Origin of the sequence: Rhizobium sp. PP-CC-3G-465, assembly GCF_004343445.1 — a bacterium.
Lineage (GTDB): Bacteria > Pseudomonadota > Alphaproteobacteria > Rhizobiales > Rhizobiaceae > Ferranicluibacter > Ferranicluibacter rubi.
In genome coordinates, this window is record NZ_SLYH01000001.1 from 1,689,710 (window position 1) to 1,716,709 (window position 27,000).

At 64.7% G+C, this 27,000-nt stretch carries 26 protein-coding genes and 1 tRNA gene; 15 read left to right on the forward strand and 12 right to left on the reverse strand.

What is annotated here, in order from left to right:
- Positions 1–98 precede the first annotated feature (98 nt).
- The 3 genes from C8J33_RS07930 to C8J33_RS07940 all read left to right on the forward strand — a co-directional run bounded on the left by C8J33_RS07930 (position 99) and on the right by C8J33_RS07940 (position 3,415).
- Positions 99–1,283 carry an MFS transporter gene (locus C8J33_RS07930; protein WP_132446565.1) on the forward strand — a complete coding sequence of 395 codons (1,185 nt, stop codon included), beginning with the start codon at positions 99–101 and terminating at the stop codon, positions 1,281–1,283.
- Between the two features lie 44 nt (positions 1,284–1,327).
- Positions 1,328–2,365 carry an aldo/keto reductase gene (locus C8J33_RS07935; RefSeq protein WP_132663654.1) on the forward strand — a complete coding sequence of 346 codons (1,038 nt, stop codon included), beginning with the start codon at positions 1,328–1,330 and terminating at the stop codon, positions 2,363–2,365.
- Positions 2,366–2,578: 213 nt separating this feature from the next.
- Positions 2,579–3,415, forward strand: coding sequence for an aldo/keto reductase (locus C8J33_RS07940; RefSeq protein ID WP_132663655.1), 837 nt, complete (start codon positions 2,579–2,581; stop codon positions 3,413–3,415).
- A gap of 96 nt (positions 3,416–3,511) precedes the next feature.
- Here the strand turns inward: C8J33_RS07940 and C8J33_RS07945 are convergent, their stop codons facing one another.
- Positions 3,512–3,898 (reverse strand): DUF2780 domain-containing protein, encoded by a 387-nt coding sequence (locus C8J33_RS07945; RefSeq protein WP_110799819.1) that lies wholly within the window; start codon positions 3,896–3,898, stop codon positions 3,512–3,514.
- A 248-nt stretch (positions 3,899–4,146) separates the two neighbouring features.
- On the opposite strand from C8J33_RS07945, the gene C8J33_RS07950 reads away from it, so the two are divergent.
- The 3 genes from C8J33_RS07950 to C8J33_RS07960 all read left to right on the forward strand — a co-directional run bounded on the left by C8J33_RS07950 (position 4,147) and on the right by C8J33_RS07960 (position 7,030).
- The gene (locus tag C8J33_RS07950; RefSeq protein ID WP_132664499.1) at positions 4,147–5,727 is read left to right on the forward strand and encodes a helicase HerA-like C-terminal domain-containing protein; all 1,581 of its coding nucleotides are present in this window, start codon (positions 4,147–4,149) and stop codon (positions 5,725–5,727) included.
- A 364-nt stretch (positions 5,728–6,091) separates the two neighbouring features.
- The gene (locus tag C8J33_RS07955) at positions 6,092–6,301 is read left to right on the forward strand and encodes a cold-shock protein (protein WP_062469383.1); all 210 of its coding nucleotides are present in this window, start codon (positions 6,092–6,094) and stop codon (positions 6,299–6,301) included.
- 510 nt (positions 6,302–6,811) lie between these two features.
- Positions 6,812–7,030, forward strand: coding sequence for a hypothetical protein (locus tag C8J33_RS07960; protein WP_092932649.1), 219 nt, complete (start codon positions 6,812–6,814; stop codon positions 7,028–7,030).
- Positions 7,031–7,206: 176 nt separating this feature from the next.
- On the opposite strand, the gene C8J33_RS07965 is transcribed toward C8J33_RS07960, so the two are convergent.
- Together C8J33_RS07965 and C8J33_RS07970 are read right to left on the reverse strand one after the other, a co-directional pair.
- Positions 7,207–7,479, reverse strand: coding sequence for a Txe/YoeB family addiction module toxin (locus tag C8J33_RS07965; protein ID WP_110799820.1), 273 nt, complete (start codon positions 7,477–7,479; stop codon positions 7,207–7,209).
- A 1-nt stretch (position 7,480) separates the two neighbouring features.
- Positions 7,481–7,732: a type II toxin-antitoxin system Phd/YefM family antitoxin gene (locus C8J33_RS07970; protein WP_110799821.1), complete on the reverse strand. Its 252-nt coding sequence runs from the start codon at positions 7,730–7,732 to the stop codon at positions 7,481–7,483.
- Between the two features lie 203 nt (positions 7,733–7,935).
- Between C8J33_RS07970 and C8J33_RS07975 the strand changes: the two genes are divergently transcribed.
- The 5 genes from C8J33_RS07975 (at position 7,936) to C8J33_RS07995 (ending at position 11,963) form a co-directional block, all read left to right on the forward strand.
- On the forward strand, positions 7,936–8,235 hold the full coding sequence (locus tag C8J33_RS07975) for a hypothetical protein (RefSeq protein ID WP_110799822.1): 300 nt from the start codon (positions 7,936–7,938) through the stop codon (positions 8,233–8,235).
- A 267-nt stretch (positions 8,236–8,502) separates the two neighbouring features.
- A complete protein-coding gene (locus C8J33_RS07980; protein WP_110799823.1) occupies positions 8,503–9,123 on the forward strand; it encodes a hypothetical protein in 621 nt (206 codons plus the stop codon).
- A 28-nt stretch (positions 9,124–9,151) separates the two neighbouring features.
- Positions 9,152–9,778, forward strand: a complete 627-nt coding sequence (locus C8J33_RS07985) for an HAD family hydrolase (protein WP_110799824.1) — start codon at positions 9,152–9,154, stop codon at positions 9,776–9,778.
- Positions 9,778–11,271 (forward strand): glycosyltransferase family 2 protein, encoded by a 1,494-nt coding sequence (locus C8J33_RS07990; RefSeq protein ID WP_110799825.1) that lies wholly within the window; start codon positions 9,778–9,780, stop codon positions 11,269–11,271. The genes C8J33_RS07985 and C8J33_RS07990 overlap by 1 nt, the downstream gene beginning before the upstream one ends.
- Positions 11,268–11,963, forward strand: a complete 696-nt coding sequence (locus tag C8J33_RS07995) for a hypothetical protein (protein ID WP_110799826.1) — start codon at positions 11,268–11,270, stop codon at positions 11,961–11,963. The genes C8J33_RS07990 and C8J33_RS07995 overlap by 4 nt, the downstream gene beginning before the upstream one ends.
- A 55-nt stretch (positions 11,964–12,018) precedes the next feature.
- Here the strand turns inward: C8J33_RS07995 and C8J33_RS08000 are convergent, their stop codons facing one another.
- Entirely contained in the window at positions 12,019–12,867 is an 849-nt protein-coding gene (locus C8J33_RS08000) for a hypothetical protein (protein ID WP_132663656.1), read from the reverse strand.
- 182 nt (positions 12,868–13,049) lie between these two features.
- Positions 13,050–13,124, reverse strand: a tRNA-Gln gene (locus C8J33_RS08005).
- A 235-nt stretch (positions 13,125–13,359) separates the two neighbouring features.
- On the opposite strand from C8J33_RS08005, the gene C8J33_RS27790 reads away from it, so the two are divergent.
- On the forward strand, positions 13,360–13,485 hold the full coding sequence (locus tag C8J33_RS27790; RefSeq protein ID WP_281024607.1) for a hypothetical protein: 126 nt from the start codon (positions 13,360–13,362) through the stop codon (positions 13,483–13,485).
- Positions 13,482–14,420, forward strand: a complete 939-nt coding sequence (locus C8J33_RS08010) for an MBL fold metallo-hydrolase (protein ID WP_132663657.1) — start codon at positions 13,482–13,484, stop codon at positions 14,418–14,420. Before C8J33_RS27790 ends, C8J33_RS08010 begins: the two co-directional genes overlap by 4 nt.
- A gap of 341 nt (positions 14,421–14,761) precedes the next feature.
- Here C8J33_RS08010 and C8J33_RS08015 read toward each other — a convergent pair whose 3' ends face one another.
- Complete coding sequence (locus tag C8J33_RS08015; RefSeq protein WP_132663658.1) at positions 14,762–15,769, reverse strand: DUF1499 domain-containing protein; 1,008 nt, start codon at positions 15,767–15,769, stop codon at positions 14,762–14,764.
- 484 nt (positions 15,770–16,253) lie between these two features.
- Between C8J33_RS08015 and C8J33_RS08020 the strand changes: the two genes are divergently transcribed.
- Positions 16,254–16,637: a hypothetical protein gene (locus C8J33_RS08020; protein ID WP_132663659.1), complete on the forward strand. Its 384-nt coding sequence runs from the start codon at positions 16,254–16,256 to the stop codon at positions 16,635–16,637.
- Positions 16,638–16,639: 2 nt separating this feature from the next.
- Here the strand turns inward: C8J33_RS08020 and C8J33_RS08025 are convergent, their stop codons facing one another.
- The 5 genes from C8J33_RS08025 to C8J33_RS08045 form a co-directional block, all read right to left on the reverse strand.
- Positions 16,640–18,448 carry a GGDEF domain-containing protein gene (locus C8J33_RS08025; RefSeq protein WP_132663660.1) on the reverse strand — a complete coding sequence of 603 codons (1,809 nt, stop codon included), beginning with the start codon at positions 18,446–18,448 and terminating at the stop codon, positions 16,640–16,642.
- 106 nt (positions 18,449–18,554) lie between these two features.
- Positions 18,555–21,230 carry a pyruvate, phosphate dikinase gene (gene ppdK, locus C8J33_RS08030; protein ID WP_132663661.1) on the reverse strand — a complete coding sequence of 892 codons (2,676 nt, stop codon included), beginning with the start codon at positions 21,228–21,230 and terminating at the stop codon, positions 18,555–18,557.
- A 314-nt stretch (positions 21,231–21,544) separates the two neighbouring features.
- The gene (locus C8J33_RS08035; protein ID WP_132663662.1) at positions 21,545–21,838 is read right to left on the reverse strand and encodes a type II toxin-antitoxin system RelE/ParE family toxin; all 294 of its coding nucleotides are present in this window, start codon (positions 21,836–21,838) and stop codon (positions 21,545–21,547) included.
- 12 nt (positions 21,839–21,850) lie between these two features.
- On the reverse strand, positions 21,851–22,132 hold the full coding sequence (locus C8J33_RS08040) for a type II toxin-antitoxin system ParD family antitoxin (RefSeq protein ID WP_132663663.1): 282 nt from the start codon (positions 22,130–22,132) through the stop codon (positions 21,851–21,853).
- 77 nt (positions 22,133–22,209) lie between these two features.
- Complete coding sequence (locus tag C8J33_RS08045; RefSeq protein ID WP_132663664.1) at positions 22,210–22,407, reverse strand: hypothetical protein; 198 nt, start codon at positions 22,405–22,407, stop codon at positions 22,210–22,212.
- Positions 22,408–22,728: 321 nt separating this feature from the next.
- On the opposite strand from C8J33_RS08045, the gene C8J33_RS08050 reads away from it, so the two are divergent.
- A complete protein-coding gene (locus C8J33_RS08050) occupies positions 22,729–23,445 on the forward strand; it encodes a hypothetical protein (protein ID WP_245507087.1) in 717 nt (238 codons plus the stop codon).
- 84 nt (positions 23,446–23,529) lie between these two features.
- Here C8J33_RS08050 and C8J33_RS08055 read toward each other — a convergent pair whose 3' ends face one another.
- Positions 23,530–26,994 carry a chromosome segregation SMC family protein gene (locus tag C8J33_RS08055; RefSeq protein ID WP_132663665.1) on the reverse strand — a complete coding sequence of 1,155 codons (3,465 nt, stop codon included), beginning with the start codon at positions 26,992–26,994 and terminating at the stop codon, positions 23,530–23,532.
- Between the last annotated feature and the right edge of the window lie 6 nt (positions 26,995–27,000).

A 27,000-nucleotide genomic window follows, 5' to 3' on the forward strand; every position in this document is an offset into this window, starting at 1 on the left:
TATCGCACAAGCGGGCTGCGCCTATATCTCGGTCATCCCTGCGGTTCGCTTCGAACGCCACCGCCACACAACCCTTTTCGCACCTCACGGAGGCCTTGATGCCCCTCGCCCTTCTTGCCCTGACGATCGCGGCCTACGCGATCGGAACCACCGAGTTCGTCATCGTCGGCCTGTTGCCGACGGTTGCGCGGGATCTCGACATCACCTTGCCGATGGCCGGCATCATCGTCTCGATCTATGCGCTCGGCGTCACCTTCGGCGCGCCCATCCTCACCGCGCTGACCGGGCGCATCGGGCGCAAACCCCTGCTGCTCGGGCTGATGGCGCTGTTCATCGTCGGCAACGGGCTGGCGGCGGTGTCGCCCGGCTATGGTCTTCTCCTCGTCGCCCGCGTCCTCTCGGCCTTTGCGCATGGCGTGTTCTTCTCCGTCGGCGCGACGATCGCGGCGGGGCTCGTGCCGGAGAACCGGCGGGCGTCCGCCATTGCCATGATGTTCATGGGCCTGACGGTGGCCATCGTCACCGGCGTGCCGCTCGGCACGCTGATCGGGCAGACCTTCGGCTGGCGCGCCACCTTCGTGGCCGTGGCCGGCCTCGGCGCCATCGCTCTTGCCGCCATCGCGCTGCTGCTGCCGGCCAATCTGCCCTCCAGCCCGCCGGCCCGGATCATGGATCAGGTGAAGGTTCTCGGCAGCGGCCGCCTGCTCCTCGTCTTCGGCATGACGGCGCTCGGCTACGGCGGGACCTTCGTCACCTTCACCTATCTCGCTCCGCTGCTCGAAGAGATCACCGGCCTGTCCGCCTCCGCCGTCAGCCTCGTGCTGGTGCTCTATGGGCTGGCGATCGCGGCCGGCAACCTGGCCGGCGGGCGGCTGGCCAACCGCAATCCGGTGAAGGCGCTCGCCTTTCTCTTTGCGGCTCAGTCGCTGGTTCTGCTGCTCCTCACCTTTACGGCCAGCGCCACCGTTCCCGCCCTCGTCACGCTGACCGCGCTCGGCTTCCTCTCCTTCGCCACGGTGCCCGGCCTTCAGCTCTATGTGGTGGAACTGGCACGCCAGCACCGCCCGGCCGCCGTCGATGTCGCCTCGGCGCTGAATATCGCCGCCTTCAACCTCGGCATCGCCGCCGGCGCCTGGATCGGCGGCCTCACCGTCGCCTCCACGCTCGGCCTCGGCGCCACGCCCTGGGTCGGTGCGCTGATGGTGCTCGGCGCGCTGGGCCTGACCGTGGTCAGCGGCGTCCTCGATGGCCGCGGCAAAAAGACAGAGGCCGTTCACGCATGACATCCCCCTTCGACATGACATCCCCCTTCGAAAGGACACCGTCCATGGAACATCGCACACTCGGCCGATCCGGCCTGAAAGTCCCCGTGTTGAGCTTCGGCGCCGGCACCTTCGGCGGCTCCGGCCCGCTGTTCGGCGCCTGGGGCACGGCGGGGGAAAACGAAGCGCGCCGGATGGTCGATATCTGCGTGGAGGCCGGCGTCACGCTGTTCGATACGGCCGATGTCTACTCGAACGGAGCCTCCGAGACGGTTCTCGGCGCGGCCATCAAGGGGCGCCGCGACAAGGTGCTGATCTCGACCAAGGCCGGCCTGCCGATGGGCGATGGCGCCAACGAGGCCGGGACGTCCCGCAGCCGGCTGATCAGCAGCGTGGAATCGGCTCTGCAGCGGCTCGGGACCGACGTGATCGATATTTTCCAGCTGCACGCCTTCGACGCATCGACGCCGGTCGAGGAGGTTCTGGCCACGCTCGACATGCTCGTGCGGGCGGGGAAAATCCGTTATGTCGGCATCTCCAACTTTGCCGGCTGGCAGATCATGAAGTCCCTCGCTGTCGCCGAAAAACATGGCTGGCCGCGCTACGTCGCAAACCAGGTCTACTACTCCCTCATCGGCCGCGACTACGAATGGGATCTGATGCCGCTCGGCAAGGATCAGGGGCTGGGTGCACTCGTCTGGAGCCCGCTCGGCTGGGGCCGCCTGACGGGCAAGATCGGGCGTGACAGGCCGGTGCCGGAGACGAGCCGCCTGCATGCCACCGCGGAGTTCGGCCCGCCGGTCGAGGACGAGCATCTCTACCGCGTCATCGATGCGCTGGATGCAGTGGCGAAGGAGACAGACAGGACCGTGCCGCAGGTGGCGATCAACTGGCTGCTGCAACGCCCGACGGTCGCCTCCGTCATCCTCGGCGCCCGCAACGAGGCACAGCTTCTCGACAATCTCGGCGCCATCGGCTGGCAGCTCAGCCCCGAGCAGATCCGGGTTCTGGATGCGGCGAGCACGGTGACGGCACCCTATCCGCACTTCCCCTATCGCAGGCAGGCCGGCTTCGCCCGGCTGGATCCGCCGCTGACCGCCTGATACGGTTTCCGCGGGGGCCGGGCTTTACGGGAACCTTCCGCAGCCCGGTCTCATTACCTCTCTCTCCGGACGGCGCATTTGCCGGCCGACCGGAAAACAAGCGCGGAGAATCCCTTGGCGGGATTTCAGCATCCTCTTGTGGAGGATCAGCGCCGCCCCCTTCCCCGCCCGGCCGCAGGACGGCCGCGCCATTTCGACCCAGGAGATACGCATATGACCATCGTCAAAGCCAACGGCGCCGACATCCCCGCGCTCGGTTTCGGAACCTTCCGCATGCCGGGACCGGAGGTTCTCGAGATCGTGCCGAAAGCCATCCGTCTCGGCTTCCGCCATGTGGATACCGCCCAGATCTACGGCAACGAGGCGGAGGTGGGGACGGCGATCCAGCAGTCCGGCGTTGCCCGCAACGAGATCTTCCTGACGACCAAGGTCTGGCCGGAGAAATACGCCCGGTCGAGCTTTGCGCAGTCGGTGGACGAGAGCCTGCAGAAGCTGAAGACCGACCATGTCGATCTGCTGTTGCTGCACTGGCCGCGCGGAAGCTCCGTGCCGCTCGAAGAGCAGATCGAGGGCCTGAACGCCGCCGTGAAGGCCGGCAAGACACGGCATATCGGCATCAGCAATTTCAATACGGAAGACATGCGCGCGGCGAGCCGCCTGTCGGAGGCGCCGCTGGTGACCAACCAGATCGAGTATCACCCCTATATCGACCAGTCGAAAGTGCTGCAGACGGCCCACGACCTCGGGCAGTCGATCACCGCCTACTACGCCATGGCCGACGGCCGGGTGCCGAAGGAAGCGCTGCTGAACGACATCGGCAGCCGTCACCGCAAGACCGCCGCTCAGGTGGTGCTGCGCTGGCTGATCCAGCAGGACGGCGTCATCACGCTGTCGAAGACCTCGACGGAAGCCCGGTTGGCGGAGAATTTCGGCATCTTCGATTTCGCGCTGTCGGACGAGGAGATGGCGGCCATCCACGCACTCGCCCGCCCCGACGGCCGCATCGTCAACCCGGGGCACCTTGCGCCGACGTGGGATGTGGCGGCGTAACGCGTCCGCTCGTTCGCGTTACGGTCAAACGAAAAACGCCGCGGGTCTCATGGCCCGCGGCGTTTTCTCGATCGTTGATCAAAACCTAGAAACGGCTTAGACGAACTGGCGAAGACCCGGGACCGAGTTGATCACCGCATCCACCGTTTCGTCGCCGGCGTGTTCGCGGGCGTAGGCCAGCGTTTCCTTGGCGAGGCCGGTGATTTCGCCCATGGAAAGGCCCTGGCCCATCAGCTGCTGGCCGAGCGCCATGACGCCGCCGCCGACGGCGCCGATGACCTTGCCGAGCAGGCCGGGCTTGGCGCCTTCGCCGTTGAAGCGGGCGACCAGATCCGGTGCGCCGGGCACGGCTTCGATCATGCGCGCGACAGGGCCGGCATCGGCTTCGCGCTGCAGGAAGCCCAACATCATGCCGATCGCCTTTTCCGCCTTGTCCGGCTCGATGCCGACATTATCGGATACGCGGGTGACCAGTTCGCTCATGCTTTTCTCCTCGGCAAGCGTTCTAACGTTCACGTCAACGTAAAGGGATGGCGGGAGAAATCAAGCCGTCTCGCGGCGCTTTTCAACCGGTCTCTACGAAAGCGAGCCGCATGGTAAAGCGCGGGCCCGCAGACCGCAATGCCGGCATCGGCAGGCCCGGTCTGCTTGCCGGCTTGTCTGCCTGCTTGTTTGCCTCTGGGCAACGTATAGTATCGCGCACAAACAAGCGAATGGATCCCGACATGGCAATGCTGCAGCCCGGAATGCTCTACCTCGGCACGAGCCGCAAGCCGGACGACACGCTCGACAAAGGCGAATATCTGACGCTCAAATACGGCAACCGCCACGGGTTGGTGACGGGTGCGACGGGCACCGGCAAGACGGTGACGCTGCAGGTGCTGGCCGAGGGCTTTGCCAGCGCCGGCGTGCCTGTGTTCTGCGCCGATATCAAGGGCGACCTCTCCGGCATCGCCGCCCGGGGGGAGCCCAAGGATTTCCTGCTCAAGCGCGCCGCCGAGATCGGGCTCGACCCTTATGAGTTCACCCAGTTTCCGGTGATCTTCTGGGATCTCTACGGCGAGAAGGGCCACCGTGTGCGCACCACCATGTCGGAGATGGGGCCCCTCCTCCTCTCGCGGCTGATGAATGCGACGGATGCGCAGGAGGGCGTGCTCAACATCGCCTTCAAGATTGCCGACGAAGGCGGCCTGCCGCTTCTCGACCTGAAAGATCTGCGCGCGCTTCTCACCTATATGAGCGAGAATGCGAGTGCGCTGTCGGCCACTGTCGGCCTGATCTCCAAGGCTTCCGTCGGGTCGATCCAGCGGGAGCTGCTGATCCTTGAGCAGCAGGGCGCCGAGCACTTCTTCGGCGAGCCGGCGCTGAAGGTGACGGACATCATGCGCGTGACGCCGGACGGGCGCGGCACGATCTCCGTGCTCGCCGCCGACAAACTGATGATGAACCCGCGGCTCTACGGCACCTTCCTTCTCTGGCTGCTGTCGGAACTGTTCGAGGAACTACCGGAGGTGGGCGACCCGGAAAAGCCGCGGCTGGTGTTCTTCTTCGACGAGGCGCATCTTCTCTTCAAGGACGCGCCGAAGGTGCTGCTGGAGCGCATCGAGCAGGTGGTGCGCCTGATCCGTTCCAAGGGCGTCGGCGTCTATTTCGTCACGCAGAACCCCCTCGACGTGCCGGAAACCGTGCTGGCGCAGCTGGGCAACCGGGTGCAGCACGCACTGCGCGCCTATACGCCACGCGAGCAGAAGGCGGTGAAGACGGCCGCCGAGACCTTCCGCCCCAACCCGGATTTCGACTGCGCCGAGGTGATCACCACGCTCTCGACCGGCGAAGCGCTGATCTCGACGCTCGAGGGCAAGGGCGCGCCCTCCATGGTGGAGCGCACGCTGATCCGCCCGCCATCCGCCCGTGTCGGCCCCCTGACCGACGCGGAGCGGGCACAGGTGATGGCGCTGAGCCCCGTCGCCGGCCTCTACGACACCGATATCGACCGCGAATCGGCCTACGAGATCCTCGCCGCCCGCGCCGCGCGCGCGAGCCAGCAGGCGGAGGCCGCGCGCGAGGCGGAAACCGGGACCGCGACGAAGCCGAGCCGCTGGACGCTGCCGGGTTTCGGCGACGATGCCGAGCCCACACAGACGGGGCCTATGGGGAAGCCCACACGCGCCGGCACGGCCGCCAAACCGCGCAGCGCCGGCTATCAGCGGGAAACGGTGGTGGAAGCCGCCATGAAGACCGTGGCGCGAACGGTCGCCTCCTCGCTCGGCCGGGCTTTGGTGCGCGGCATTCTCGGCAGCCTGAAGCGCTAGAGTATTTCCGCAGTGTCCGACGCCGAAGCGATTCCGCTTCGGCTGGAAATGCTTTAGGCGGAGATGCATGATCCGTCAGTGGTACGGTTTCCGGTCTGATCAACCGGAAACCGCAGGAAACGGCACCATCCGGCATTTTCCAGCCTTTCCAAGGCCTTGCCGGCCGGCTGTCGCCAGAAGATCGCGCAAATCGACGGAGATGACTTGCAATTGTCGGGGGGATCGGCTATCTAGTGCGTATCGATCTTGCATTTTGAGCTTTGCTCCCGCGCAACGCGCCGTTCAATCTTCTCTTTCAACGTCGATCTATCACCGCCCGCACACTGCGAGCGAAACTTCATCACGATTGAAAAGGAATCACGTCGTGGCAACAGGTACCGTAAAGTTCTTCAACGCAACCAAGGGCTTCGGCTTCATCGCTCCGGACAACGGCGCAAGCGACGTTTTCGTACACATCTCGGCCGTTGAGCGCGCCGGCATGCGTTCGCTGAACGAAGGCCAGAAGGTCAACTTCGAAATCGTTCAGGATCGTCGTAGCGGCAAGAGCGCTGCCGACAACCTGTCCGCAGCCTAATATACAGAATTTCGTTTCCGGCGCCTGACCACGGATGTACTGGCAGAAACCGTCGAGACGATATCGAGAAGGTCGGGAATTTCCCGGCCTTTTTTTATGCCTTTGCGCAAGGGCGCGGGTGGTGATTGCCTTCGCTGTCCGTTGCGACATTGGGCTGCCGCAGGACACGATCGAGCCGAATTCGACTGCTCGGAAAAGGTTGTCGGACAGTCCCGCCGGCGCGCTTTGCGGTTCAGCCTGCCCTTCTCACCGAATTGCCGCAGCCGTCCGGCCGGCCTGCTTCGACCGCTTGTTTCGCCCTGTATTTCCTGTTCCCGGCGCTTTCGATTTTCGGCGCAATGCAGTAAGCTGTTCATAACATTGCGTATGCCGGCCCTTTGCATCCGGAACCGGCCTTTGAGCGACGACGGGACAGGCATCGGATAGCGGGCGGGAACGACAGACATCAGACTGCGCGATCGTGGCCGACCGGCCTTCGACGCCTCACCGATACTCCCGAAGGAGAACGCCTTGGTTCCCGCCGACCGCCTGTTCAAGACCGAAACCCGCCCTGCGAACGCCAAAGCCACGCAGACCGATTCGGCCTCCAGATCCATCATCGAGGTGGAAGCCGCCCAGCGCCGCGCCAAGACCGAGCGCCTGAAGCAGGCCCGCATCGCCCAGGAAGCCAGCCAGCCCGTGCCCGAAGCGCCGGTAAAGAAGGTCGCCAAGTCCCGTAAGAAGGACTGAGGCGGGAGCGCGTCGCGCCAGTCCGCTCGTCAGGTCCGCGCATCGGGCGATCTTCCGCCATGAATGGCCATGCCTGCGGTATCGACCTTCTCACGATCGCGTGGGTAGGGATGTGGGCATTGAGATTCCCCTTGGCGCGTCATGCGTGACGCAGGGCGCTGTCATCCGGCACGGCGCTATTTTTCGTAATGGAAGCGGCACTGGATGATCTCCAGTTGCCGGGCGTCTCCCTTGCCCGACACGCGATATACAAATCGATGCTCGCCCAGGATCCGCCGCGACCAAAATCCCGAGAGGTTACCCTTTAGCGGCTCAGGTTTTCCGAGACCCTTAAACGGCGATCTCTTCGTATCGCTGATTAGGGTATTGATCTTTTCCACCATTGCCGGATCGAGGCGCTGCCAATCCTCGTACTCTTCCCACGCATATGCCGCCCAGAGGAGGTTCATGTTACAAGGTCGGGTCTTTCTCGATGACCTCTCCCTTGCGAAGTTGCGTCAGACTTGCTCGCAGTCGATCGGCGTTCGCTGGCGTAGAAAGAAGATGCAGCGTTTCCTGCATGCTCTCGTACTCGCCCTCGGCAATGAGAACCAATGCCTCTGACCCCTGACGGGTCACAAGCAGAGGCGCACGTGATTCGATCACGGCGTCGAAGTGTGTCGCTATGTTCTGTCGGAACTCGGTCAAGCGCACATGAGCCATTTAGACCTCCCTTGCTAGAGCGTACATATATCTGTACGGATTTTCCGAAATTGTCAATGTCGAACGATGGGAACGGTCGCCATTGGCAGAGGACAGGCCCCCGCAGGAAATCGGCTCAAGGCTCACGGCTCACAAGACCTCCCCGCCTCTCCTTGTATCCGCAATATGCGTAACCATCTATGGACTCTCGACAGGAGACCAGATTGTCCGACTTCATCAGCTACCTCTTCGCCATCTTCGTCGTCACGCCGCTTCAGGCCGAACTGACCGACCGCCTGCAGGGCATGCCCTCCGCCGAGCTGATCCAGGCCGGACGCGCCTGCATCTCGGCCGAAGGCCCTCGCCTGTTGCAGATGGCGCAGGAAAACTGGGGCTGGGCCGCTGCCAACGCCCTCGGCGTCAGCGCCGGCCTGGTCGATCCCGTCACCCTGCTCTCGACGCAGAACGGCCATTGCGGCCTCGTGCGCAACGCCTTGATGAACGAGGCCGGCGAGGACGCGTGAGCGGCCTGCGCGCCTCCTTCACCTGACCATCCGCGATCCGGCATAAGACAGCCGCAGCCTTTCGTTCGCGTCGGGCTGGCATTCGGGACGGTCTCCCGGATGGCGATCGATGACGTCTGGACGGTGCCGGTGCGGGGCTTTCTCGCCCGGTCTGGACGTCGTGAACCGTCGAGAACGTCCCCTTCCAGCTTCGTACAAGTTCCGCCTCATAAACTCTCGCGTGTACAGCATCGACAAGAAACCCTTCTTGCTGTCGACGAGAACCCTATGAAGATCCTAGCGCATCGCGGCTGGTGGCATGTTCCGGCCGAGAAGAATACGGAAGCAGCCTTTCGTCGTGCCTTCGAGCATGGCTTCGGCGTCGAAACCGACGTTCGCGACCAGAATGGTCTCCTGAAGATCTCGCACGACATGCCGATCGGCGATAGCGCCATGGATCTGGACGGGTTTCTGGACCTGCACAAGGCCCACGCGCATGCCGGCACGATCGCGCTCAACATCAAGGCCGACGGCCTTCAGGCGACGATCCGCTCGGCCCTCGACCGCTCCGGGGTTTCCGATCTCTTCTGCTTCGATATGGCCGTTCCCGACGCGCTCGGTTATCTGCGCGCAGGCTTTTCGAGCTACACGCGGCATTCCGAGATCGAACCGGTTCCGGCCTTCTACGACCGGGCGGACGGTGTCTGGCTGGACGCGTTCTTCGACGACTGGATCACGCCCGACATCATCGAGCGGCACCTTGCCGCCGGCAAGAACGTCGCGCTCGTCTCGCCGGAACTGCACGGACGCGACCCGGCGGCGGCCTGGGCGATGTGGCGCGGCCTGCGGGGAGATGGCCTTTCGATCTGTACGGATCTGCCCGACAGGGCTGCGGAATTTTGGACATAGCGCCCGGGGGGCCTAACGGTGGGAAGTCATGATCAAGGCGGTTCTTTTCGACATGGACGGCGTTCTCATCGATGCCAAGGAGTGGCATTACGAGACGCTGAACGACGCGCTGGCCGTCTTCGGCCTGAACATCAGCCGCACGGAGCACCTGGCGGTTTATGACGGCCTGCCGACGCGCAAGAAGCTCGAAATGCTGTCGCGCACGCGGGGCCTGTCGCCCAAGCTGCACGACTTTCTCAATACGCTGAAGCAGCAGATGACCTACCGCGTCATCGTGGAAAAGTGCCGGCCCGTCTTCCACCACGAATATGCGCTCGGCCGCCTGCAGCGGGAGGGCAAGCGCCTCGTCGTCTGCTCGAACTCCGTGCGCTCCACGGTCGAAGCCATGATGCAGCAGTCCAACCTTCTCAAATATCTCGACTTCCTGCTCTCCAACCAGGACGTGGCCAAGGCGAAGCCGCACCCGGAAATCTATCTCACGGCCATCGAGCGGCTGAAGCTGCAACCCCATGAGTGCCTGATCCTCGAGGATAACGAGCACGGTATTCAGGCGGCGCGCGCATCCGGCGCGCATGTCATGGTCGTCGGCTCCGTCAACGACGTCAATTACGAGCGCATCGGCAAAGAAATCGCAGCAATAGAGGCCGTCCACTGATGAGATATCTCATTCCGATCGCGTCGAAGGACGATCTGTTCCCCAAGGAAGACTTTCATTTTCCCAAGCCGCTGATCGAGGTGGACGGGATTCCGATGATCGCGCTGGTCGTCGGAAGCATTCGCAAACGCGACCCCTCGGCACGCTTCATCTTCATCGTTCTGCGGCAGGACGTGCTCGAATACAGCCTCGACTCGATCCTGAAGCTGATCGCCGGCGACGGCTGCACCGTCATCGAACTCGGCAACCCGACGATGGGCGCCATCTGCTCGGCGCTGATGGCCATCGACCATATCGACGACGACGAACCGCTCGTCATCTGCAACGGCGACCAGATCATCAATGCCGATCTCGGCGCCATCGCGGATTCCTTCTACCATTCGGACGCCGATGCCGGCGTGGTGACGTTTCCCTCCGTCCATCCGCGCTGGTCCTATGTGCGGGAGGATGCCGACGGCCGCGTCGTGGAAACGGCGGAAAAACGGGTGCTCAGCCGCAAGGCGATCGCCGGCTACTACTACTTCCGCAAGGCACGTCAGTTCGTGGCCCTCGCGCAGGATTGCCTGCTGAAGTCGGACCCGATCGGCGGGAAATATTATCTGTCTCCCGTCCTCAACGAGGTCGTCCTCTCCGGCGGACGCATCGTCCAGTTCGAAATATCAGCGGAAAGCTACGTCTCGTTCTACTCCCCGAAGCGCGTCGAACTGTACCAGGCCGAGAACCAGGGCCGCATCGCGCCGCTCTCGCAGCCGCGCCCGGCCGTTCAGGTCGTCATTCCCATGGCAGGCCTCGGCAGCCGGTTTTCGCAGGCGGGCTACACCAAGCCGAAGCCCTTCATCGATGTCGATGGCGCGACGATGATCGAGCGGGTCATGGACAATCTGCGCGTCGACAACGGACGCTTCGTGCTGATTGCCCGTCGTGACCATCTGGTGGCCGAACCGCTGGTGGTCGAGGGCCTCCTGCGCCGCGGCGATCTGGTATTCTCGCCCATCGATTTTACCACCGAGGGCGCCGCGTGCACGGTGCTGACGGCGCGGACGCATCTCGATCCCGACGCCCCGCTGATGATCGCCAATTGCGACCAGATCGTCGATTTCGACTGCAGCGCCTTCCTGGAAGACGCCATGAAACGCGATCTCGACGGCTCCATCCTCTGCTTCCGCGACGTCCATCGGGATCCGAAATGGTCTTTCGCACGCACCAACGACCAGGGATATGTCGAGGAGGTTCGCGAGAAGGTGGCGATTTCCGATCTGGCGACCGTCGGCATCTATTACTTCCGGCGCGCCCAGGCCTTCATCGATGCGTCGATCGACATGATCACCGCCAACGACCGGTCGAACAACGAGTTCTACGTTTGCCCGGTCTACAACTATCTCCAGCGCCGCGGGGGCAAGATCGGCGTCTATGAAATCGCGGCGACGGCGATGCACGGGATCGGGACGCCCAGCGATCTGGACGCCTATCTCGGGCTCCGCAAAATTGCATGAAGTGCATCGTGCCGCTCGCCGGCCCGGATCTTTGGACCGAGAAACACGGCCTGCGGCCGCTTGTGAACCATGAGGGAACGCCCCTGATCGAGGCCGCCTTGCGGCCTCGCGCTTGGGGCCCCAGGCTGTTGCCGAGCGACTATGTCTTCGTCGTCCGCGAGACGACGGGGCACCTCGATCTCGTGGCCTTCCTGAAAGACGCCTGGCCCGGCTGCCGGATCGTCACGCTGTCGCATCTCAGCGCCGGCGCCCTGTTTTCCTGTCTCGCCGCAACGGCCCTCGTGCCGGCGGATGAACCGCTGATCATCGACCTTGCCGACGTTCTTTTCCACGAAGGCCCGGACAATCCCGCAGCCCTGTTCGCGCAAGGCCCGTACGGCGCCATCGTTCCCGTCTTTGCCTCAAGCGAACCGTGCTACAGCTATCTGGCGATCACCGACGGGCTGGTGACCAGGGCACGCGAAAAACAGGTGATCTCAAGCCATGCCTCGGCCGGCGTCTATATGTTCGGGAACATCGAAGTCTTCCTCAGCGCCAGCGCCCACAGCATCGCGCATCGCGACGAACTCGCCCACAAGGGTAGCCTGTTCATCTGCCCGATGATCAACGGCGTCATCGCGGACGGACACGCGGTCATCGCGCCGCACATCTTGGACTGCCAGCCTGTGGGTAAGATCTTTCACGACGCGTGACAGCGTTGAGGCGAGAGCCATCCGAATGTTTGCGGGCCGGACGGCGGCGTGGCCGCTACGCCATGAGACCGTTGATATAGTCGCGGAGTTCGCACGCTTCCCGGGGAACGCGCTTGACGCTGAAGACGGCGTCGAGGACCGATGCGCCGATATGCGGCGACCGCAGCGCCCGCGGAATACGGCGCGCAAAGACGGCACCTTTGCCCGCCCGCACGAGATCGACGACATCTGCGTTCATGTCGAGATTGTTGCAATAATTGCACAGCGTGATCGGCTGGCCGACGGTCACGCCGGTCATGGCGAGGCGTGCGGCGAAGGTCGGAAGAATGACCTCCTCGACCGGGAAGCCGACCGAGGCCATCGGAAAATGTTCGATGAAAGCCCGGGAAAGCTGGGAAAAGATATGCCGGCTGGCAAACTGACCTTCCGCCTGTCCCCCGAAAAACAGCGGCAGACTCAAGGCCGAGAGAAATCCCTGCATGGAGGGGCGGTGGAGAAAGCTGTCGCGAAAAACGCCCCAGTCATTCGACGAATCATAGACCTCCATCTGGGACCCGATGTCATATTTTCCGACATAATCCGCGAGCCCTGGCTTCACGAGCATTTCGTTGGAGGAGATCAGGACGATCTTGTCGAAGGCGACATTCATCTCCGTCGCATGGAGAAAGTTGCTGACATGGGTGTGCATGATCCCGGCCGACCACTGCGTTTCGTAGGAGTTCGGATTGACCAGAACGTTCTCCGCCGCGCACAGCGCCCGAAACGCCTCCTTCTCCGCCAAAGCACCGGCAGAGACATGCAGGCAGATGACCGAGCCGGGGCAGAAATAATCGATATTCCTGATCTGCTCGAGAACGATGTCGGGCCGCTCGTGAACCGGAAGCGAGAAAAGAAGCCTGCTCATAACGCACCATTCCCATCGATCATCATCACACCGGCCACACGAACAGGAGTCGCGCAGTGTGGACGTCTTACGTATCGCGGCAATCTGTCGTCAGACTGGAAGCGCCGTTTGTCGAAACCGTAAGGGTTAAAGGGAGCTAAAACTCGCGGCCTGACGCTGGACTGTATGATTCAAGATATGAGTGGCTGGGGCGCCAGGATTCGAACCTGGGAATGCCGGTACCAAAAACCGGTGCCTTACCGCTTGGCGACGCCCCATTGCCGGCCCGGGTGCGGTGATGTCCGGGTGTTGGGCTGATAGCAAAGCGTGAGGGCGGGGACAACGGGTAAGTTTGGCCGGGCGTAAGTTTGTCTTGCGGGGGACGTTGGACGGGGAGCCATGTTTGACCGGGCGTTCCGTTTACGCGGGCGGCGATTTCGGTTCGGGAATTTTTGGGCTAGGGTCGGCCTTGAAGCGCCCGCGCAGTGCGGGCGTCTTCGCAAGGAGAGACGGATGGTGGGATTTCGGGCTCGGATGCCGGCGCGGCCGACGGGGATCGGCGACGATGCAGGGGTGGAGCACACTATCGTTGATGCCGGCACTGCACCCATGCGCTTCATCGAGATCGCACGGACATGAGCGGCGCACCCTTGGAGACCGAGGAAGAGCCGCACTTCGAGCGCGCTTTCGAGCCTGCGCACGGGCAGGCCATCGCCGTTGCCGATGGCGTGCGGCGGTTGACGGTGAACAACCCCGGGCCGTTCACCTTTCACGGCACGAACAGCTATATCGTGGGGGAGCGCACGCTGGCGGTGATCGATCCCGGTCCGCTGGACGATGCGCATCTGGCCGCCCTCCTGCGGGCGATCGACGGGCGGCCGGTCAGCCATATTCTCGTCAGCCATACGCATCGCGATCACGCGCCGCTGGCCCGGGTTCTGCAGGAAAAGGTGGGTGGGGTGATCGCGGCGGAAGGTCCGCATCGGCCGTCCCGGACGCTTCACGATGGCGAGGTCAATCCGTTTTCGGAAAGCGCCGACATGGATTTCGTGCCCGATCTGGCGCTTGCCGACGGCGCGACCGTCGAGGGCGACGGCTGGGCGCTGACGGCGCTCGCCACACCGGGCCATACGGCGAACCATCTCTCCTTCGCGCTGAATGGCACCGGCATCGTCTTTTCCGCCGATCATGTGATGGCCTGGGCGACGAGCATCGTCGCGCCCCCGGATGGCGCGATGCGCGACTACATGGCCTCGCTCGACAAGATGCTGGCACGCGACGACCGGCTCTATCTGCCGGGCCATGGCGGTCCGGTGACGGAGCCTGCGAAATTCCTGCGGGGCCTGCGCGCCCACCGGCGCATGCGCGAGCGTGGCGTGCTGGAGCGCATCCGCCGCGGCGACTCTGGGATTTCCGAGATCGTGCAGGCGCTCTATGCCTCCACCGATCCCCGGCTGCACGGGGCGGCGGCCCTCTCCGTGCTGGCACATCTGGAGGATCTGGTGGAGCGAGGCCTCGTGATGACCGACGGGCCGCCCGCGCTGATGGGGCACTATCGGCTGGCGGGGGATTGAAGGCCGGGCTCTCCGCCTCCCCGTTATTCCCAACGTGATACGGAGGCCATCCAGCGCACGTTCCTGGTCAGCAAAGATGCTTCTTGACCTGACGGACGTCAGGTCGCTGGTTTCCGGCTCAAAGCCGGAATGACGGAAGTTGGGGTTGCCGCTCGTGATACGGTTTCCGGCTGATCGCGTTCCGCGAACCGTAAACAAGAACCATCGAAAATCTCTGGCCGGAGGGCCGGATTTTCAATGGACGGAATACGGCTTCCGATCTGATTAACCGGAAACCGTATGAAATCTCCGCCAAACCAACGGCGGCGTTTCGCCGACCGTCGGGCGGACATAATCGTGCTTCAGTCCCCTGCGATCCCCAGCAGCTCCGCGTCGAGCGCGTGGAGGAAGCGTTCGGCCGTGGCGGCGTCGAGGCCGAGATCGTGGTGGCCGAGGCGGGAGGCGACGCGGATGTCGACGAAGGTGGTCTCGGATTCCTCGCGAAGACGGATGACGAGGTCGAAACGGAAGCCGGCGATGCGGCTGCGGCTTTCGCCCTGCAGGAGGATGTCACCGGCTTTTCGGCCGGGCGGCAGGGGGCCCGCATCCTGCTTCGGTCGCGAGAGCGGAATGGGAACCGGTCCCGGATCCCGTGCGGCGGGGACGTTGCGCCCACCTCTTCCCGTCGCCGTTTTGCCCACAGCCTTACTTGTGGCCTTGTCGGTGGCCTTATCGGTGGCCTTGCCGGGCGCATCGCGCAATGCGTCGGCCGGGGGCTCCGCCCGCAAAGCGAGATCCTCGAAATCCGGCTCGGCATTCTCAAGGCCCTCTTCCGCGACGATGGCGATGCCCGACTGGTCGGCCACTATGCGCACGCCGGTCAACACCCGGTCGAGCGCGCCGTCGTAGCGACGCCCCGTGAGGGCGGGATAGGCGCGCGCCTGGGCCTGCCGGTCGGCAACGACGGGGGCTGCCGGGGTCAGCCAGCCCGTCTCGATCGGACGGTCGCGGATGAAGGGCGGCGGCGTTGCGAGGTCGGTGGAGACATCGGTGATCGCGGGCTTCGCCATCACCTGCGAGAGAACGAGCCCGGCGGCGGCCAGCGGAAGAGACGCATAGAGCAAGGCCATGGTGGAGGCGATGCCGCCGACCGCAGCCACCTGCCACAAGCGGACGAAGCCGACGACGGAGAGGAGGACGGCCACCAGCGCCAGCCCGGCACTGACGAGGGCGAGCGTCACGAAGAGCGTGCTGGAGAGCGAGCCGAAGCGATGGGCTGCAAGCGACAGGACGAAGACGACGAAGGCCAGCCGCGCGACATGGCGCGCCCAGCGGGCGGCGTAGGATATCGGGCGCTCATAGGTGATCATTGTCGGCCGAACCTCTGTCTCTGCCTTTGTCCGGCCGATGCGCCGTTACCCCGTCCCTTGAGCCTGTCAGGAAACCCGGCGGCGGAGAGGCGGCTCTTCAAACAGTCTCTTACACCAAGTCTCGCCGATAAAAACCTGCCGGAAAGCGTCGCATGGGCAACATGCCATCGCCGAAAACCCGATGGCACTTGGCCCGCGCGGTTGCTCTCATCGAGACCTGTCATTTCTTATCCAAGGCTGATTCCGCCCATGACGCAACAGAGGACGGTGTGTTTGGGCAAGCCCCTGCCCTTCCCGCTCGCGACATCCGGAACCTTTCCGGGCATGCGGCGTTGGTAAGCGCTTCATGATCTTCCGCAACCGGGAGACGCGTTGCCACGGAATTGCCATTCTTGTTAACAAGATTATCGATGAACTTGGGCCTGCAAGACCACGGCTGGGCTCTATTCCACCGGATTGGGCCGGTTGCGAAGGGATGACGACCATGCGTTCTCACGATATCGAAACCCAGGCCACTCCGCCCACGCCGGAGGGCAGCGAGCTCGAATTCACGATGGAAATGCTGGAGCTGGAACTGTCGCTCGACGGCACGGCACCGGATGGCGACGACTTTTCCGACAGGGTGCGCGCCGCTGCGGCCGACCTCAAGGGGGCGTTCCTGTTCGATCTCCCCGCCTCGGGCCTCGTCGACAATTGCGAGCGGATCGCCGTCCTGCGGATCCCGCGCGACAGCGGCACGGGCAGCGAGACGATCTTCGCCTGTCTGGAAGCCGACGGCACCTCGATCCGGATCGAGAAGCCGAACGAGCGCACCATGGGCCTTGCCAGTTTCGCGCAGGCCTTCGTGGATGTGTTCCAGCGGATGTAGCTTTAGCCCGCCAGCGCCCGGCGTTCGGGCATGGGCCTTTCCAATGCGCTGCCGAAGATGCGGTAGGTATTCCGGCCGCCTCGCTTGGCGTCATAAAGCGCGATGTCTGCATTGCAGCAGAGCTGCGAGAAAGACGAAGCTCCCGCTTCCCTCCCTTCGCCATCCGTCATCAGGGCGAGCCCGATGCTCGCGCCGACCCGGATGGGTATGCCGTTGATATCAATCGGCCTGTTGAACTGGAGGAGGATATGGCGTGCGAAGGCTTCGAGCCCGGCTGCATTCGGCACGCCGGTGCAGATGGCAAATTCGTCGCCGCCCAGACGCGCGAGCAGGCTTTCCGGGCCTACGGCATTCGCAAGACGGACGGCGATGTCGCGCAGTAGCTGGTCACCCGCGAAGTGCCCGAGCGTATCGTTGACGGTTTTGAATCCGTCGAGATCGATATAGAGCACGCCGATGCGGCTCTGGGTCTCAAGCGTGTCCGCCTCTGTCGTGTCGCCCCGGGCAGTGTCGCCCATAGCGGCGGCGAACCGTGTATCGCCGAGGCCGAGAAACCGGGCGCGATTGAGAAGGCCCGTCAGCGGATCGGTTTCCGCCCGGACGCGCAGTCGCTCGGTCAGCTCGCGCCGTTCGGCAAGCTGCCCTTCCAGCCGGGCAATCGCGTCGAACAGATCGTTGAGTTCGCGCGTGTCCGCGTCGAAACCCGGGCGTCCGACCGGCTTTTCCTCGGCGAGGCCGACGATCATCTCATGGGCCGTCAGCAGCGGGCGAAGCACCGAGAGAAACATGCGCCGCATAACCGCGACCAGCAGCGTCAGAAGCAGCACGGTTCCCGCGCCCATGCCGATGAGCCGGACAAAGGCGATATCGCGGCTGCGGACGATATCGGTCACCATCTGGTGGATGGCCGCCTTGCGCAGGTCTTCGAGCGGAACGAGCGTGGGGACGTAGAGGCCGGTCAGCCCGGCGGGGGCAACACTGTAGTGCCCGCCGGCGCGTCCCTCCAAGGTCAGCTTTTCGATGAGGCGGACGCCCCGCCCGATGAAGAGGCGGCGGACCTCGCCCATCAGCGCGCGCAGGCCTGCATCCGACACGTCGAGACGCACACCGAGCGTCTGCATCAGCTGGTCGATACGGCCCTGCGTGCGGTCGATCCTGCCGGCAGCAATGGGCGAAAGCGGAAGCGCGCGGGATACGCTGGGCACGACATAGCTCGCCAGCCGGCCGGCCTGCTCCCGCAGATTGGTCACGACAAGGGCGGTGAACACGCTGCCGGCCAAAGCCGGGTTCCTCTTTTCCAGCGTTTCCGCCGCCAGCTCGACGGTCGGCTGGATCTCGTCCGCGATCCCGAACATGGCGGCGATCGCCTCGGTCAGCATAGCGAGGGTGCGCTCCGCGTACGGCGTCTGCGCAATGCCGTCGATGCGGGCGCGGGCAAGGCCCAGTGCCTCGCGCAGGCTGCGGACGATGCCCGGCGCAAGCGGTAGGTTCCGCGTCCGGTCCACCACCGACAGGGCCATATCGGTTGCGCGGCGGGCTTCCTTCAGGCGGGTTACGGCCGAGGGATCGGCGCCGACCTCGACCGACATGAGAACATTGGACGGCCCACGCTCGGCCGACAGCGCGCGCGACGCAATCAGCAGCGCTTCATACTCCTGGACGGAGACCAGGCTTCTCTCCGAATCGACATAGGCCGTCACCGATGGCGCGACGATCCAGACTGCCATGCAGATGAGGGCTGCCCCGACGACGAGGGAGGTGTTGCGCCACTTGCAGTAGAGCGATCGTGCGCCGCGCTTTCCCTGATTCATCCGTTCTGTCCTTGAGCTCTGTCTGCTTAATTCCTTACTGATGAACCTTTAAGCGGTCATGAATGACGCGCGTGCGCGCACCAAAAATGGGGTTGTATTCCAGAGATCAGACCCCCGAAATCTTGCCGTTGATGGCCGCCTGCGCGGCGGCGAGACGGGCGATGGGAACGCGAAACGGCGAGCAGGAGACGTAGTCCAAGCCCGTTTCCTCACAAAAACGGATGGAGGCGGGATCGCCGCCATGCTCGCCGCAGATGCCGAGTTTCAGGCCGTTCTTCGTGCGACGCCCGCGCTCGGCGGCGATCTGGATGAGTTCGCCGACGCCGTCATAATCGATCGACACGAAGGGGTCGCGGTCGATGATGCCCTTCATGCGGTAGGTGTTGAGGAACTGCGCGGCATCGTCACGCGATATACCGAAGGTTGTCTGCGTCAGGTCGTTTGTGCCGAAGGAAAAGAAGTCGGCGGACTCGGCGATGACATGGGCGCGAAGGGCCGCGCGTGGCAGTTCGATCATGGTTCCCACGAGATATTCGATGCCGACACCGGCCTCATTAAGGATATCGGCGGCGACCGCATCGATGCGGGCCTTGACGTAATCGAGTTCGGCCTTCAGCCCCACCAGCGGCACCATGATTTCCGGCACCACGGGCGCGCCGGTCTCATGGGCCGCCAGCACCGCGGCTTCGAAGATCGCACGGGCCTGCATTTCCACGATCTCGGGATAGGAAATGGCCAGCCGGCAGCCGCGATGGCCGAGCATGGGGTTGAACTCGTGCAGCGCATCCACGCGCTGGCGCAGCTCCAGCGGCTTCATGCCGAGTGCTGCGGCGACGTCGGCGATCTCCTCGTCGGTCTTCGGCAGAAACTCGTGCAGCGGCGGATCGAGCAGGCGAATGGTCACCGGCAGACCGTGCATGATGGAGAAAAGTTCCGTGAAATCGGCTCGCTGCATCGGCAGGAGTTTTGCGAGCGACACGCGCCGGCCGGCCTCGTCGGCGGCGAGAATCATCTCGCGCATGACATTGATGCGCTCGCCCTCGAAGAACATGTGCTCGGTGCGGCAGAGGCCGATGCCCTCCGCACCGAAGGAGCGCGCGGCACGGGCGTCGGCGGGCGTGTCGGCATTGGTGCGTACGGTCATGCGCCGGCTGGCGTCGGCCCATTCCATGATGCGGCCGAAATCGCCGGAGAGTTCCGGCTGGACCATGGAGACGCGGCCCTTGAGCACTTGTCCCGAGGAGCCGTCGATGGTGATGACGTCGCCCCGGGCGAAGGTGGCACCGGCGGCGATGAGCTTTTCGTTGCGCAGATCGACGCGGATGCTGCCGGCGCCAGAGACGCAGGGGATGCCCATGCCGCGCGCGACGACGGCGGCGTGGCTCGTCATGCCGCCGCGCGTCGTCAGGATTCCTTCGGCCGCGTGCATGCCGTGAATGTCCTCCGGGCTCGTCTCGACCCGCACCAGAATGACGGCGCGGCCCTCCTTCTTGGCCTGCACGGCCTCTTCCGAGGTGAAGACGATCTCGCCGGTTGCCGCCCCCGGCGATGCCGGCAGGCCGGCGCCGATGATGTCGCGGCGGGCGGACGGATCGATGGTCGGGTGCAGCAGCTGGTCGAGCGCTGCGGGATCGATGCGGGTCACCGCCTCCTCCCGCGAGATCAGCCGTTCGTCGGCCATATCGACCGCGACCTTCATCGCCGCGCGCGCCGTGCGCTTGCCCGAGCGGGTCTGCAGCATCCACAGCTTGCCCTGCTCGATGGTGAACTCGATGTCCTGCATGTCACGGTAATGCGCTTCCAGCCGGTCGCAGATGGCACAGAGGTCCGCAAACGCGTCCGGCATCACCTTTTCGAGCGAGGGCCGGTCGGAGCCGGAGGCGATGCGGGCGATTTCGGTGATGTTTTGCGGCGTGCGGATGCCGGCGACCACGTCCTCGCCCTGCGCATTGACCAGGAACTCGCCGTAGAGGGCCTTTTCGCCGGTCGAAGGATTGCGCGTGAAGGCGACGCCGGTGGCGGAATCATTGCCGAGATTGCCGAACACCATGGTCTGGACGTTGACCGCCGTGCCCCAATCGGCCGGGATGTCGTGGAGGTGGCGATAGGTGACGGCGCGCGGGTTCATCCAGCTGGCAAAGACCGCGCCGATGGCGCCCCAGAGCTGAACCGCGGGATCCTGCGGGAACCCCTCGCCCGTTTCCTCCCCGATGACCTCCTTGTAGCGATCGACCAGCCGGCGCCATTCGTCGACCGTGAACTCGGTCTCCTGCTCCTTGCCGATCCGGCCCTTCTCGTCTTCCAGAAGCTCGGCGAAGACCTCGTGGTCGAGGCCCATGACGACGTCGCCATACATCTGGATGAAACGGCGATAGCTGTCCCAGGCAAAGCGGGCATCGCCGCTGTCGCGCGCCAGCGCCTCGACCGTCTCGTCGTTGAGGCCGAGATTGAGCACCGTATCCATCATGCCGGGCATCGAGGCGCGCGCGCCGGAGCGCACCGACAGGAGCAGCGGCCGTTCCGCATCGCCGAAGCGGCGGCCGGCCATGCCTTCGACGATGGAAATGCCGGCGAGCACCTCGATCTTCAGACTATCGGGAATAGAGTGGCCGTTTTCGGAATAGAGCGCACAGGCGCGCGTGACGATGGTGAGGCCCGGCGGCACCGGCAGGCCAAGGCTGCACATTTCCGCAAGATTGGCGCCCTTGCCACCCAGAAGGTCGTGATCCAGCGCCCGCCCCTCGGCCTTGCCCCCGCCGAAGGTGTAAACCCACTTCTTCATGTCCGTCTCCACCCTGAGGCCCAAGCCGTCCGCATGCCGCATTCCCGCAACCTCCGATCCGCCCCGCCTCGTCTCCCCCTTCACGCTACAACATCAGCCCCCGATTAGGAATGCTGCGGATGCGGGATTATTGTTGCATTGCAGCAAAATTATTGCGGGGTGGGTGGGTGGTGGGGCGAGAACTTGCTGTCGGTTCGGTAGAGTTCCAACATCTGCCCCTCATCTGCCTGCCGGCATCTTCTCCCCGCCTGCGGGGAGAAGAGCGATGAAGCGGGCCGCTCGATCTTACTTGGAAACATTGATGGAATGGCGGCTCAACGAGTCCTCTTCTCCCCGCCCGGCGGGGAGAAGATGCCGGCAGGCAGATGAGGGGCAGGCCGGGGGTGACGTGCCTGATCGCGACAGTGGCGGAGGTGATAGCTGCGGACGCCCTGACCCAGTTCCGGGCGCTTGATACATCCAAGCCGGTGGGGATCGATGGCGACGTTTCGGAGAGCGGTTGCGATCAGGCGTTCATAGCGCAAACGGGCCTTGGTCCCGAAATGACCATGGGTCCACGCGAGGATATCGACAATGTCGGCTTCTGCTGCTGCAGAGAGGCGGAACATGACGTCCGACCATCAAGATCGAGATGTTTCAGCCCGACGCCCAAGATCGCCGATGACATCATCGAGCACCTCGTCCCGAATGTCCGTGAACCGCCCGTCATCGAGATCGTCGAAGCCGACCTTGGCAGCGTCGCGCAAGGCGTCGAGCTTGACGGCATCCAGATGCTCGTTGCGTTCGACAAGGCGAAGACCTTCCCGCAGCACGTCGCTCGCACTCTCGTAGCGCCCTGACGTCACGAGGCGATCGATGACGGTCGCGTGGTGTTCGGTCAAGACGACATTGCGCGTGGGCATGGACAATCTCCTTCAGAGAGCGCGTATCGCCAAGAATAGCAAGGACGTTCGGGATTGCCAACGGCTTCCCAGCCCCCTCACACCGCCTCCCGCAACTGCTCCGCCGTCTGCAGATCCACCGACACAAGCTGGCTCACCCCCTGCTCCGCCATGGTGACGCCGAAGAGGCGGTTCATGCGGGCCATGGTGATGGGGTTGTGGGTGATGATGACGAAGCGGGTCTCGGTGGCGTGTCCCTTGGAGAAATGTGCGCCTGACGGCGGATCGACAGGCATTTCGCCTATGAACGGGAAGTGCGCAGGGATTGCACGATCCGGGTGGGGCGCCACACAGGGCTAACGACTGACGTCATCTGCCAAAGCCCGCGCCCGACGTCGCAGCACCATGACGGTGCTCGCATCCCTTTGCTTTCATGACCGGGCGGAAGGCCGTGTTCGACAAGGGGCCTGCGGGGCCGGCTTCAGAACCATATCCGACTGCGATCCATCTCACTCTCTCCAACGACGAGACAGACCATGCACAACAGCATCGATCGCGTACCATCCAAAATCCGCATAATCGGCAAAGTCGCCGCCGTAACCCTGGCGTTCTGGATTATGAAAATTCTGGCAACCACACTTGGAGAGACCGCGGGCGACTTTCTGTCGATGACGCTGAACCTCGGATATTACATCGGGTTCGGCATCACCTTCACAGCTCTCGCCGTCATATTGTTCGTTCAGATCCGCGCTCCCCGCTACAATCCCGCGCTCTTCTGGCTCGCCATTGTCGCGACCACGACTGCCGGCACGGAGATTTCGGACATGATGGACCGGTCGTTCGGACTGGGCTACGCTTGGGGTTCCGCACTGCTCGTTACCGGCCTGATCGTGAGCCTTGGGATCTGGTACTCCCGCGCCCGCAACCTCTCAGTATACCCCATACTGCGTCGGGACGTGGAAATTCTGTTCTGGGTCGCGGTGGTGTTCTCCAACAGTCTCGGAACCGCGTTCGGTGATTTTCTGACCGACAATCTCGAACTCAGCTACTTTCAGGGCGCACTTGTCACGGCAGCGATCATCGGCGCGGTGGTTGCCTGCCACTACATGACGCGTCTCAATCACATTCTTCTGTTCTGGATCGCCTTCATCTTCACGCGTCCGTTCGGTGCGACGTTCGGCGATCTTCTGACCAAGCCCATCGAAAAGGGCGGAATGAACCTTCCCCGTGGTGCCGCATCGATGGTGACCTTAGGCCTCCTTGTTCTCGTCCTCATTGTCTCGACGATGTCGGCTGCGAGAACGACACGCTCCACACTCAAACCCGCAGCTTGATGCTGCAGGAGCCGGACAGGGCGGTAGCCCTGGCCCGACCGGCTTCCTCCGCGCCTCGCGCAAAGGCTCGGCGGAACACGGCTCTCAAACCGCCTCCCGCAACTGCTCCGCCGTCTGCAGATCCACCGACACCAGCTGGCTCACCCCCTGCTCCGCCATGGTCACGCCGAAGAGGCGGTTCATGCGGGCCATGGTGATGGGGTTGTGGGTGATGATGACGAAGCGGGTCTCCGTGGAGGCGGCCATTTCATCCATGAGGTTGCAGTAGCGCTCGACATTGTGGTCGTCGAGGGGCGCGTCCACCTCGTCCAGCACGCAGATGGGCGCGGGATTGGTGAGGAAGACGGCGAAAATCAGGGCCATGGCGGTCAGGGCCTGCTCGCCGCCCGACAGCAGCGTCATGGTCTGCGGCTTCTTGCCCGGCGGGCGGGCGAGGATTTCGAGGCCGGCATCCAGCGGGTCGTCGCTCTCGATCAGCTGCAACTCGGCCGTGCCGCCACCGAAAAGGTGGGTGAAGAGGCGCTGGAACTGGGCGTTGACGATGTCGAACGCCGCCAGCAAGCGCTCGCGGCCCTCGCGGTTGAGGTTCTGGATGGCGCTGCGCAGCTTGCGAATGGCGTCGATCACGTCCTCGCGCTCCTTGAGCAGCGCCGCGAGCCGGTCCGCAAGTTCCGTCTGCTCTTCCTCCGCGCGCAGGTTGACGGCGCCCAGTCGCTCGCGCTCGATCTTCAGGCGTTCGAGATCGCGCTCCACGGTGCGCGGATCGGACGGCAGGGCATCGACCGCGCGGCCGGTGAGGCGCAGCACATCCTGGGGGCCGATGGACAGAGCCTGGCGGATCGCGGCCTCCACCTCGACGCGCTTTTCACGCGCCGACATCAGCCGTTCCTCAGCGCGGCCGCGCTTCTCGCGGGTTTCCGCCAGTTCGGAGAGAGCGGTCGCGGCAAGGCGATCGGCATCCCGCTGGCGGGTTTCGGCCTCGACCAGCCGGTCAGCCGCCGCGCGGCGGGCCGCTTCCATGTCCGAGAGGGCGCTCATCAGCGCGCGGCGCTTCTCGTCGAATTCGTCGGGCGCGTCGAGAATGGCCTCGATCTCGTCACGCGCTTCCGCCTCGCGGTCGCGCAACGTGGCGATATGGTCGTCGGCGCTGGCCGCCCGGCTCGCCCATGTCTGGCGCTCGGCGGCGATCGCCCGCAGACGGCGCTCGCGCGCTTCGGTCTCGCGGTTGAGGCCATCCGAGAGAGCGCGGGCCTCGGCGAGCGCCGCTCGGTCGGTCGCAACGGCTGCGCCTTGCGCGGCGAGGCGCTGGTCGAGGCCGGCCATGTCGGGGGCGTCCTCGAGCGCTGCGACGGCATCCTCCAGCGTGGCCACCGCCTCCTCGTGGCTCTCCGCGATGCGGGCGGCGGTCTCCGTCAGCACCGCACGACGCCGGGCGAGATCGCCCTGGGCGCGCTCGGCCGAGGCCAGCGCATCGCGCGCCTCCGACAGGCGGCGGATCGCCTGCCGTTCCGCCTCGCGCGTCATCCGCACGGCATCGTCGCCCGCGCGGATCGCATCCGTCGCCGCCTTCAGGGCGCGTTCGCAAAGCTCCAGACCGTCGGCGGCCTCCACAATCTCGGCGTCCAGTTCGCTCAGGCGGTTGCGGTTCTCCAGCCTCAGGGTGGCGGCACTCGGGGCGTCGGCTCCGGTGACATGGCCATCCCAGCGCCAGAGCGCGCCGGACCGGGTCACGAGCCGCTGCCCGGGGTTAAGCACCGGGAGCAGCCGCGCCGCCTCGGTATCATCCGCGACGATGCCGACCTGCGACAGGCTGCGCTTGAGGGCATCCGGCACTGTCATATGATTGATCAGCGGGGCGACGCCTGTGGGCAAAGCAGGATCGGCATCCCCCAATCCGGGATCGCGCCAGTGCACGGGAGCGGACGGGTCGAGCGGCGATTCGAGATCGTCGCCGAGGGCCGCACCCAGCAGCGCCTCGAAACCGCGCTCGACGGTGATGGCATCGACCACGGGGCTCGCCCCACCTGCAAGGGTTGCAGCTTCGAGCAGACGGCGGATGGTGCGCGCTTCGGTTTCCGCCGCACTCAGCCGCGCCCGCGCGGCCTCCAGCGGGCCACGGGCCTCGGCCTCGCGGGCCCGCGCCTCGCCCAGCGCGTCCTCGGCCTCGGCAACGGCCTCTGTCCGCGCCTCGATGTCGGCTTCTGCCACTTCCACGGCTTCGCGGCGGATATCGGGGGCTTCGAGCGCGGCAATCTCGCGGTCGAGCGTGTCGATCTCGCTGGCCTGATCGGACATCTGGCGGGAGAGGCGCATGCGGCGGTCGCCGAGATCGCGGATGGTGCGCTCCAGCTGGCCGCGGGATGCCTGCGCTTCGGCGCGTTCGGCCGTCAGCGTGGAGAGTGTCCGTTCGCTCGCGGCCAGCACGTCCTGCGCATCTGCAAGGCGCTCGCGCGCCTCCTCCGCCCGCTCGCCGGCATCTTCGGCGTCTTCCTGCAGGGCTTCGGCTTCCTCCTCCAGCCGCGCCATCGCGCCGGCATTTTCCAGCGCCAGCCGCTCCTCGCGGGCGATGTCTTCGCCCAGCTGCGTCAGGCGGCGCTGCAGCTCGTCGCGGCGGCGCAGCGTGCGGCTCATATCCTCGTCGAGCTGGGTGCGGGCGATCTGCAGCCGCTGGAGGCCGGCGGCGGTGCGGGCCTCCTCCTCGCGCAGTTCCGGCAGCTTCAGGCTTGATATCGCCTGGTTCTTCGCCGCCTCCATTTGCGCCTGCGCCTTTTCGGCCACCAGCGAGGTCGCCTGGTTCAGCAGGCTTTCGGCTTCCGCCTCGGCCTGCTTGGCCTGCACCCAGCGGATGTGGAAGAGCATGGCTTCATGGGCGCGGATCTCGGCCGAGAGCATCTTGAAGCGATTGGCCTGCCGCGACTGGCGCTTGAGGCTTTCGATGCGGTTTTCCAGCTCGCCCGTCACCTCGTCCAGCCGCTCGAGGTTGGTTTCGGCACCGCGCAGGCGCAGCTCCGCCTCGTGGCGGCGGGAGTGGAGGCCGGAAATGCCGGCGGCTTCTTCGAGCAGTTGCCGGCGGGCCTGCGGCTTTGCGGCGATCAGCTCGCCGATGCGGCCCTGCCCGACCATAGAGGGCGAGCGGGCACCGGTCGAGGCATCCGCAAAGAGCAGCTGCACATCCTTGGCGCGAGCCTCGCGGCCGTTGATGCGGTAGACGGAGCCGTTTTCGCGCTCGATGCGGCGCGTGACCTGAATTTCGTCGCTGTCGTTGAAAGCGGCGGGCGCGGTGCGGTCGGTGTTGTCGAGATAGAGGCCGACCTCGGCCGTGTTGCGCGCCGGGCGCTTGCCCGAGCCGGAGAAGATCACGTCGTCCATACCGGACGCGCGCATGTTCTTATAGGAATTCTCGCCCATCACCCAGCGAAGCGCTTCGACGAGGTTCGATTTGCCGCAGCCGTTCGGGCCGACCACACCGGTCAACCCGCGCTCGATGACGAACTCGGACGGCTCCACGAAGGATTTGAAGCCGACCACGCGCAGTTTGGTGAATTTCATGACGGC

Bases quoted from the DNA above. Each gene is read 5' to 3' on its own strand.
- C8J33_RS07995 (WP_110799826.1), top strand. From the start codon at position 11,268: ATGAAGTGCATCGTGCCGCTCGCCGGCCCGGATCTTTGGACCGAGAAA.
- C8J33_RS08055 (WP_132663665.1), bottom strand. From the start codon at position 26,994: ATGAAATTCACCAAACTGCGCGTGGTCGGCTTCAAATCCTTCGTGGAG.
- ppdK (WP_132663661.1), bottom strand. From the start codon at position 21,230: ATGAAGAAGTGGGTTTACACCTTCGGCGGGGGCAAGGCCGAGGGGCGG.
- C8J33_RS07990 (WP_110799825.1), top strand. From the start codon at position 9,778: ATGAGATATCTCATTCCGATCGCGTCGAAGGACGATCTGTTCCCCAAG.
- C8J33_RS07950 (WP_132664499.1), top strand. From the start codon at position 4,147: ATGCTGCAGCCCGGAATGCTCTACCTCGGCACGAGCCGCAAGCCGGAC.
- C8J33_RS08035 (WP_132663662.1), bottom strand. From the start codon at position 21,838: ATGTTCCGCCTCTCTGCAGCAGCAGAAGCCGACATTGTCGATATCCTC.
- C8J33_RS08000 (WP_132663656.1), bottom strand. From the start codon at position 12,867: ATGAGCAGGCTTCTTTTCTCGCTTCCGGTTCACGAGCGGCCCGACATC.
- C8J33_RS08015 (WP_132663658.1), bottom strand. From the start codon at position 15,769: ATGATCACCTATGAGCGCCCGATATCCTACGCCGCCCGCTGGGCGCGC.
- C8J33_RS27790 (WP_281024607.1), top strand. From the start codon at position 13,360: ATGGTGGGATTTCGGGCTCGGATGCCGGCGCGGCCGACGGGGATCGGC.
- C8J33_RS08045 (WP_132663664.1), bottom strand. From the start codon at position 22,407: ATGCCTGTCGATCCGCCGTCAGGCGCACATTTCTCCAAGGGACACGCC.
- C8J33_RS07930 (WP_132446565.1), top strand. From the start codon at position 99: ATGCCCCTCGCCCTTCTTGCCCTGACGATCGCGGCCTACGCGATCGGA.
- C8J33_RS08020 (WP_132663659.1), top strand. From the start codon at position 16,254: ATGCGTTCTCACGATATCGAAACCCAGGCCACTCCGCCCACGCCGGAG.
- C8J33_RS08040 (WP_132663663.1), bottom strand. From the start codon at position 22,132: ATGCCCACGCGCAATGTCGTCTTGACCGAACACCACGCGACCGTCATC.
- C8J33_RS07940 (WP_132663655.1), top strand. From the start codon at position 2,579: ATGACCATCGTCAAAGCCAACGGCGCCGACATCCCCGCGCTCGGTTTC.
- C8J33_RS07980 (WP_110799823.1), top strand. From the start codon at position 8,503: ATGAAGATCCTAGCGCATCGCGGCTGGTGGCATGTTCCGGCCGAGAAG.
- C8J33_RS07985 (WP_110799824.1), top strand. From the start codon at position 9,152: ATGATCAAGGCGGTTCTTTTCGACATGGACGGCGTTCTCATCGATGCC.
- C8J33_RS08025 (WP_132663660.1), bottom strand. From the start codon at position 18,448: ATGAATCAGGGAAAGCGCGGCGCACGATCGCTCTACTGCAAGTGGCGC.
- C8J33_RS07945 (WP_110799819.1), bottom strand. From the start codon at position 3,898: ATGAGCGAACTGGTCACCCGCGTATCCGATAATGTCGGCATCGAGCCG.
- C8J33_RS07970 (WP_110799821.1), bottom strand. From the start codon at position 7,732: ATGGCTCATGTGCGCTTGACCGAGTTCCGACAGAACATAGCGACACAC.
- C8J33_RS07935 (WP_132663654.1), top strand. From the start codon at position 1,328: ATGGAACATCGCACACTCGGCCGATCCGGCCTGAAAGTCCCCGTGTTG.
- C8J33_RS07965 (WP_110799820.1), bottom strand. From the start codon at position 7,479: ATGAACCTCCTCTGGGCGGCATATGCGTGGGAAGAGTACGAGGATTGG.
- C8J33_RS08050 (WP_245507087.1), top strand. From the start codon at position 22,729: ATGAAAATTCTGGCAACCACACTTGGAGAGACCGCGGGCGACTTTCTG.
- C8J33_RS08010 (WP_132663657.1), top strand. From the start codon at position 13,482: ATGAGCGGCGCACCCTTGGAGACCGAGGAAGAGCCGCACTTCGAGCGC.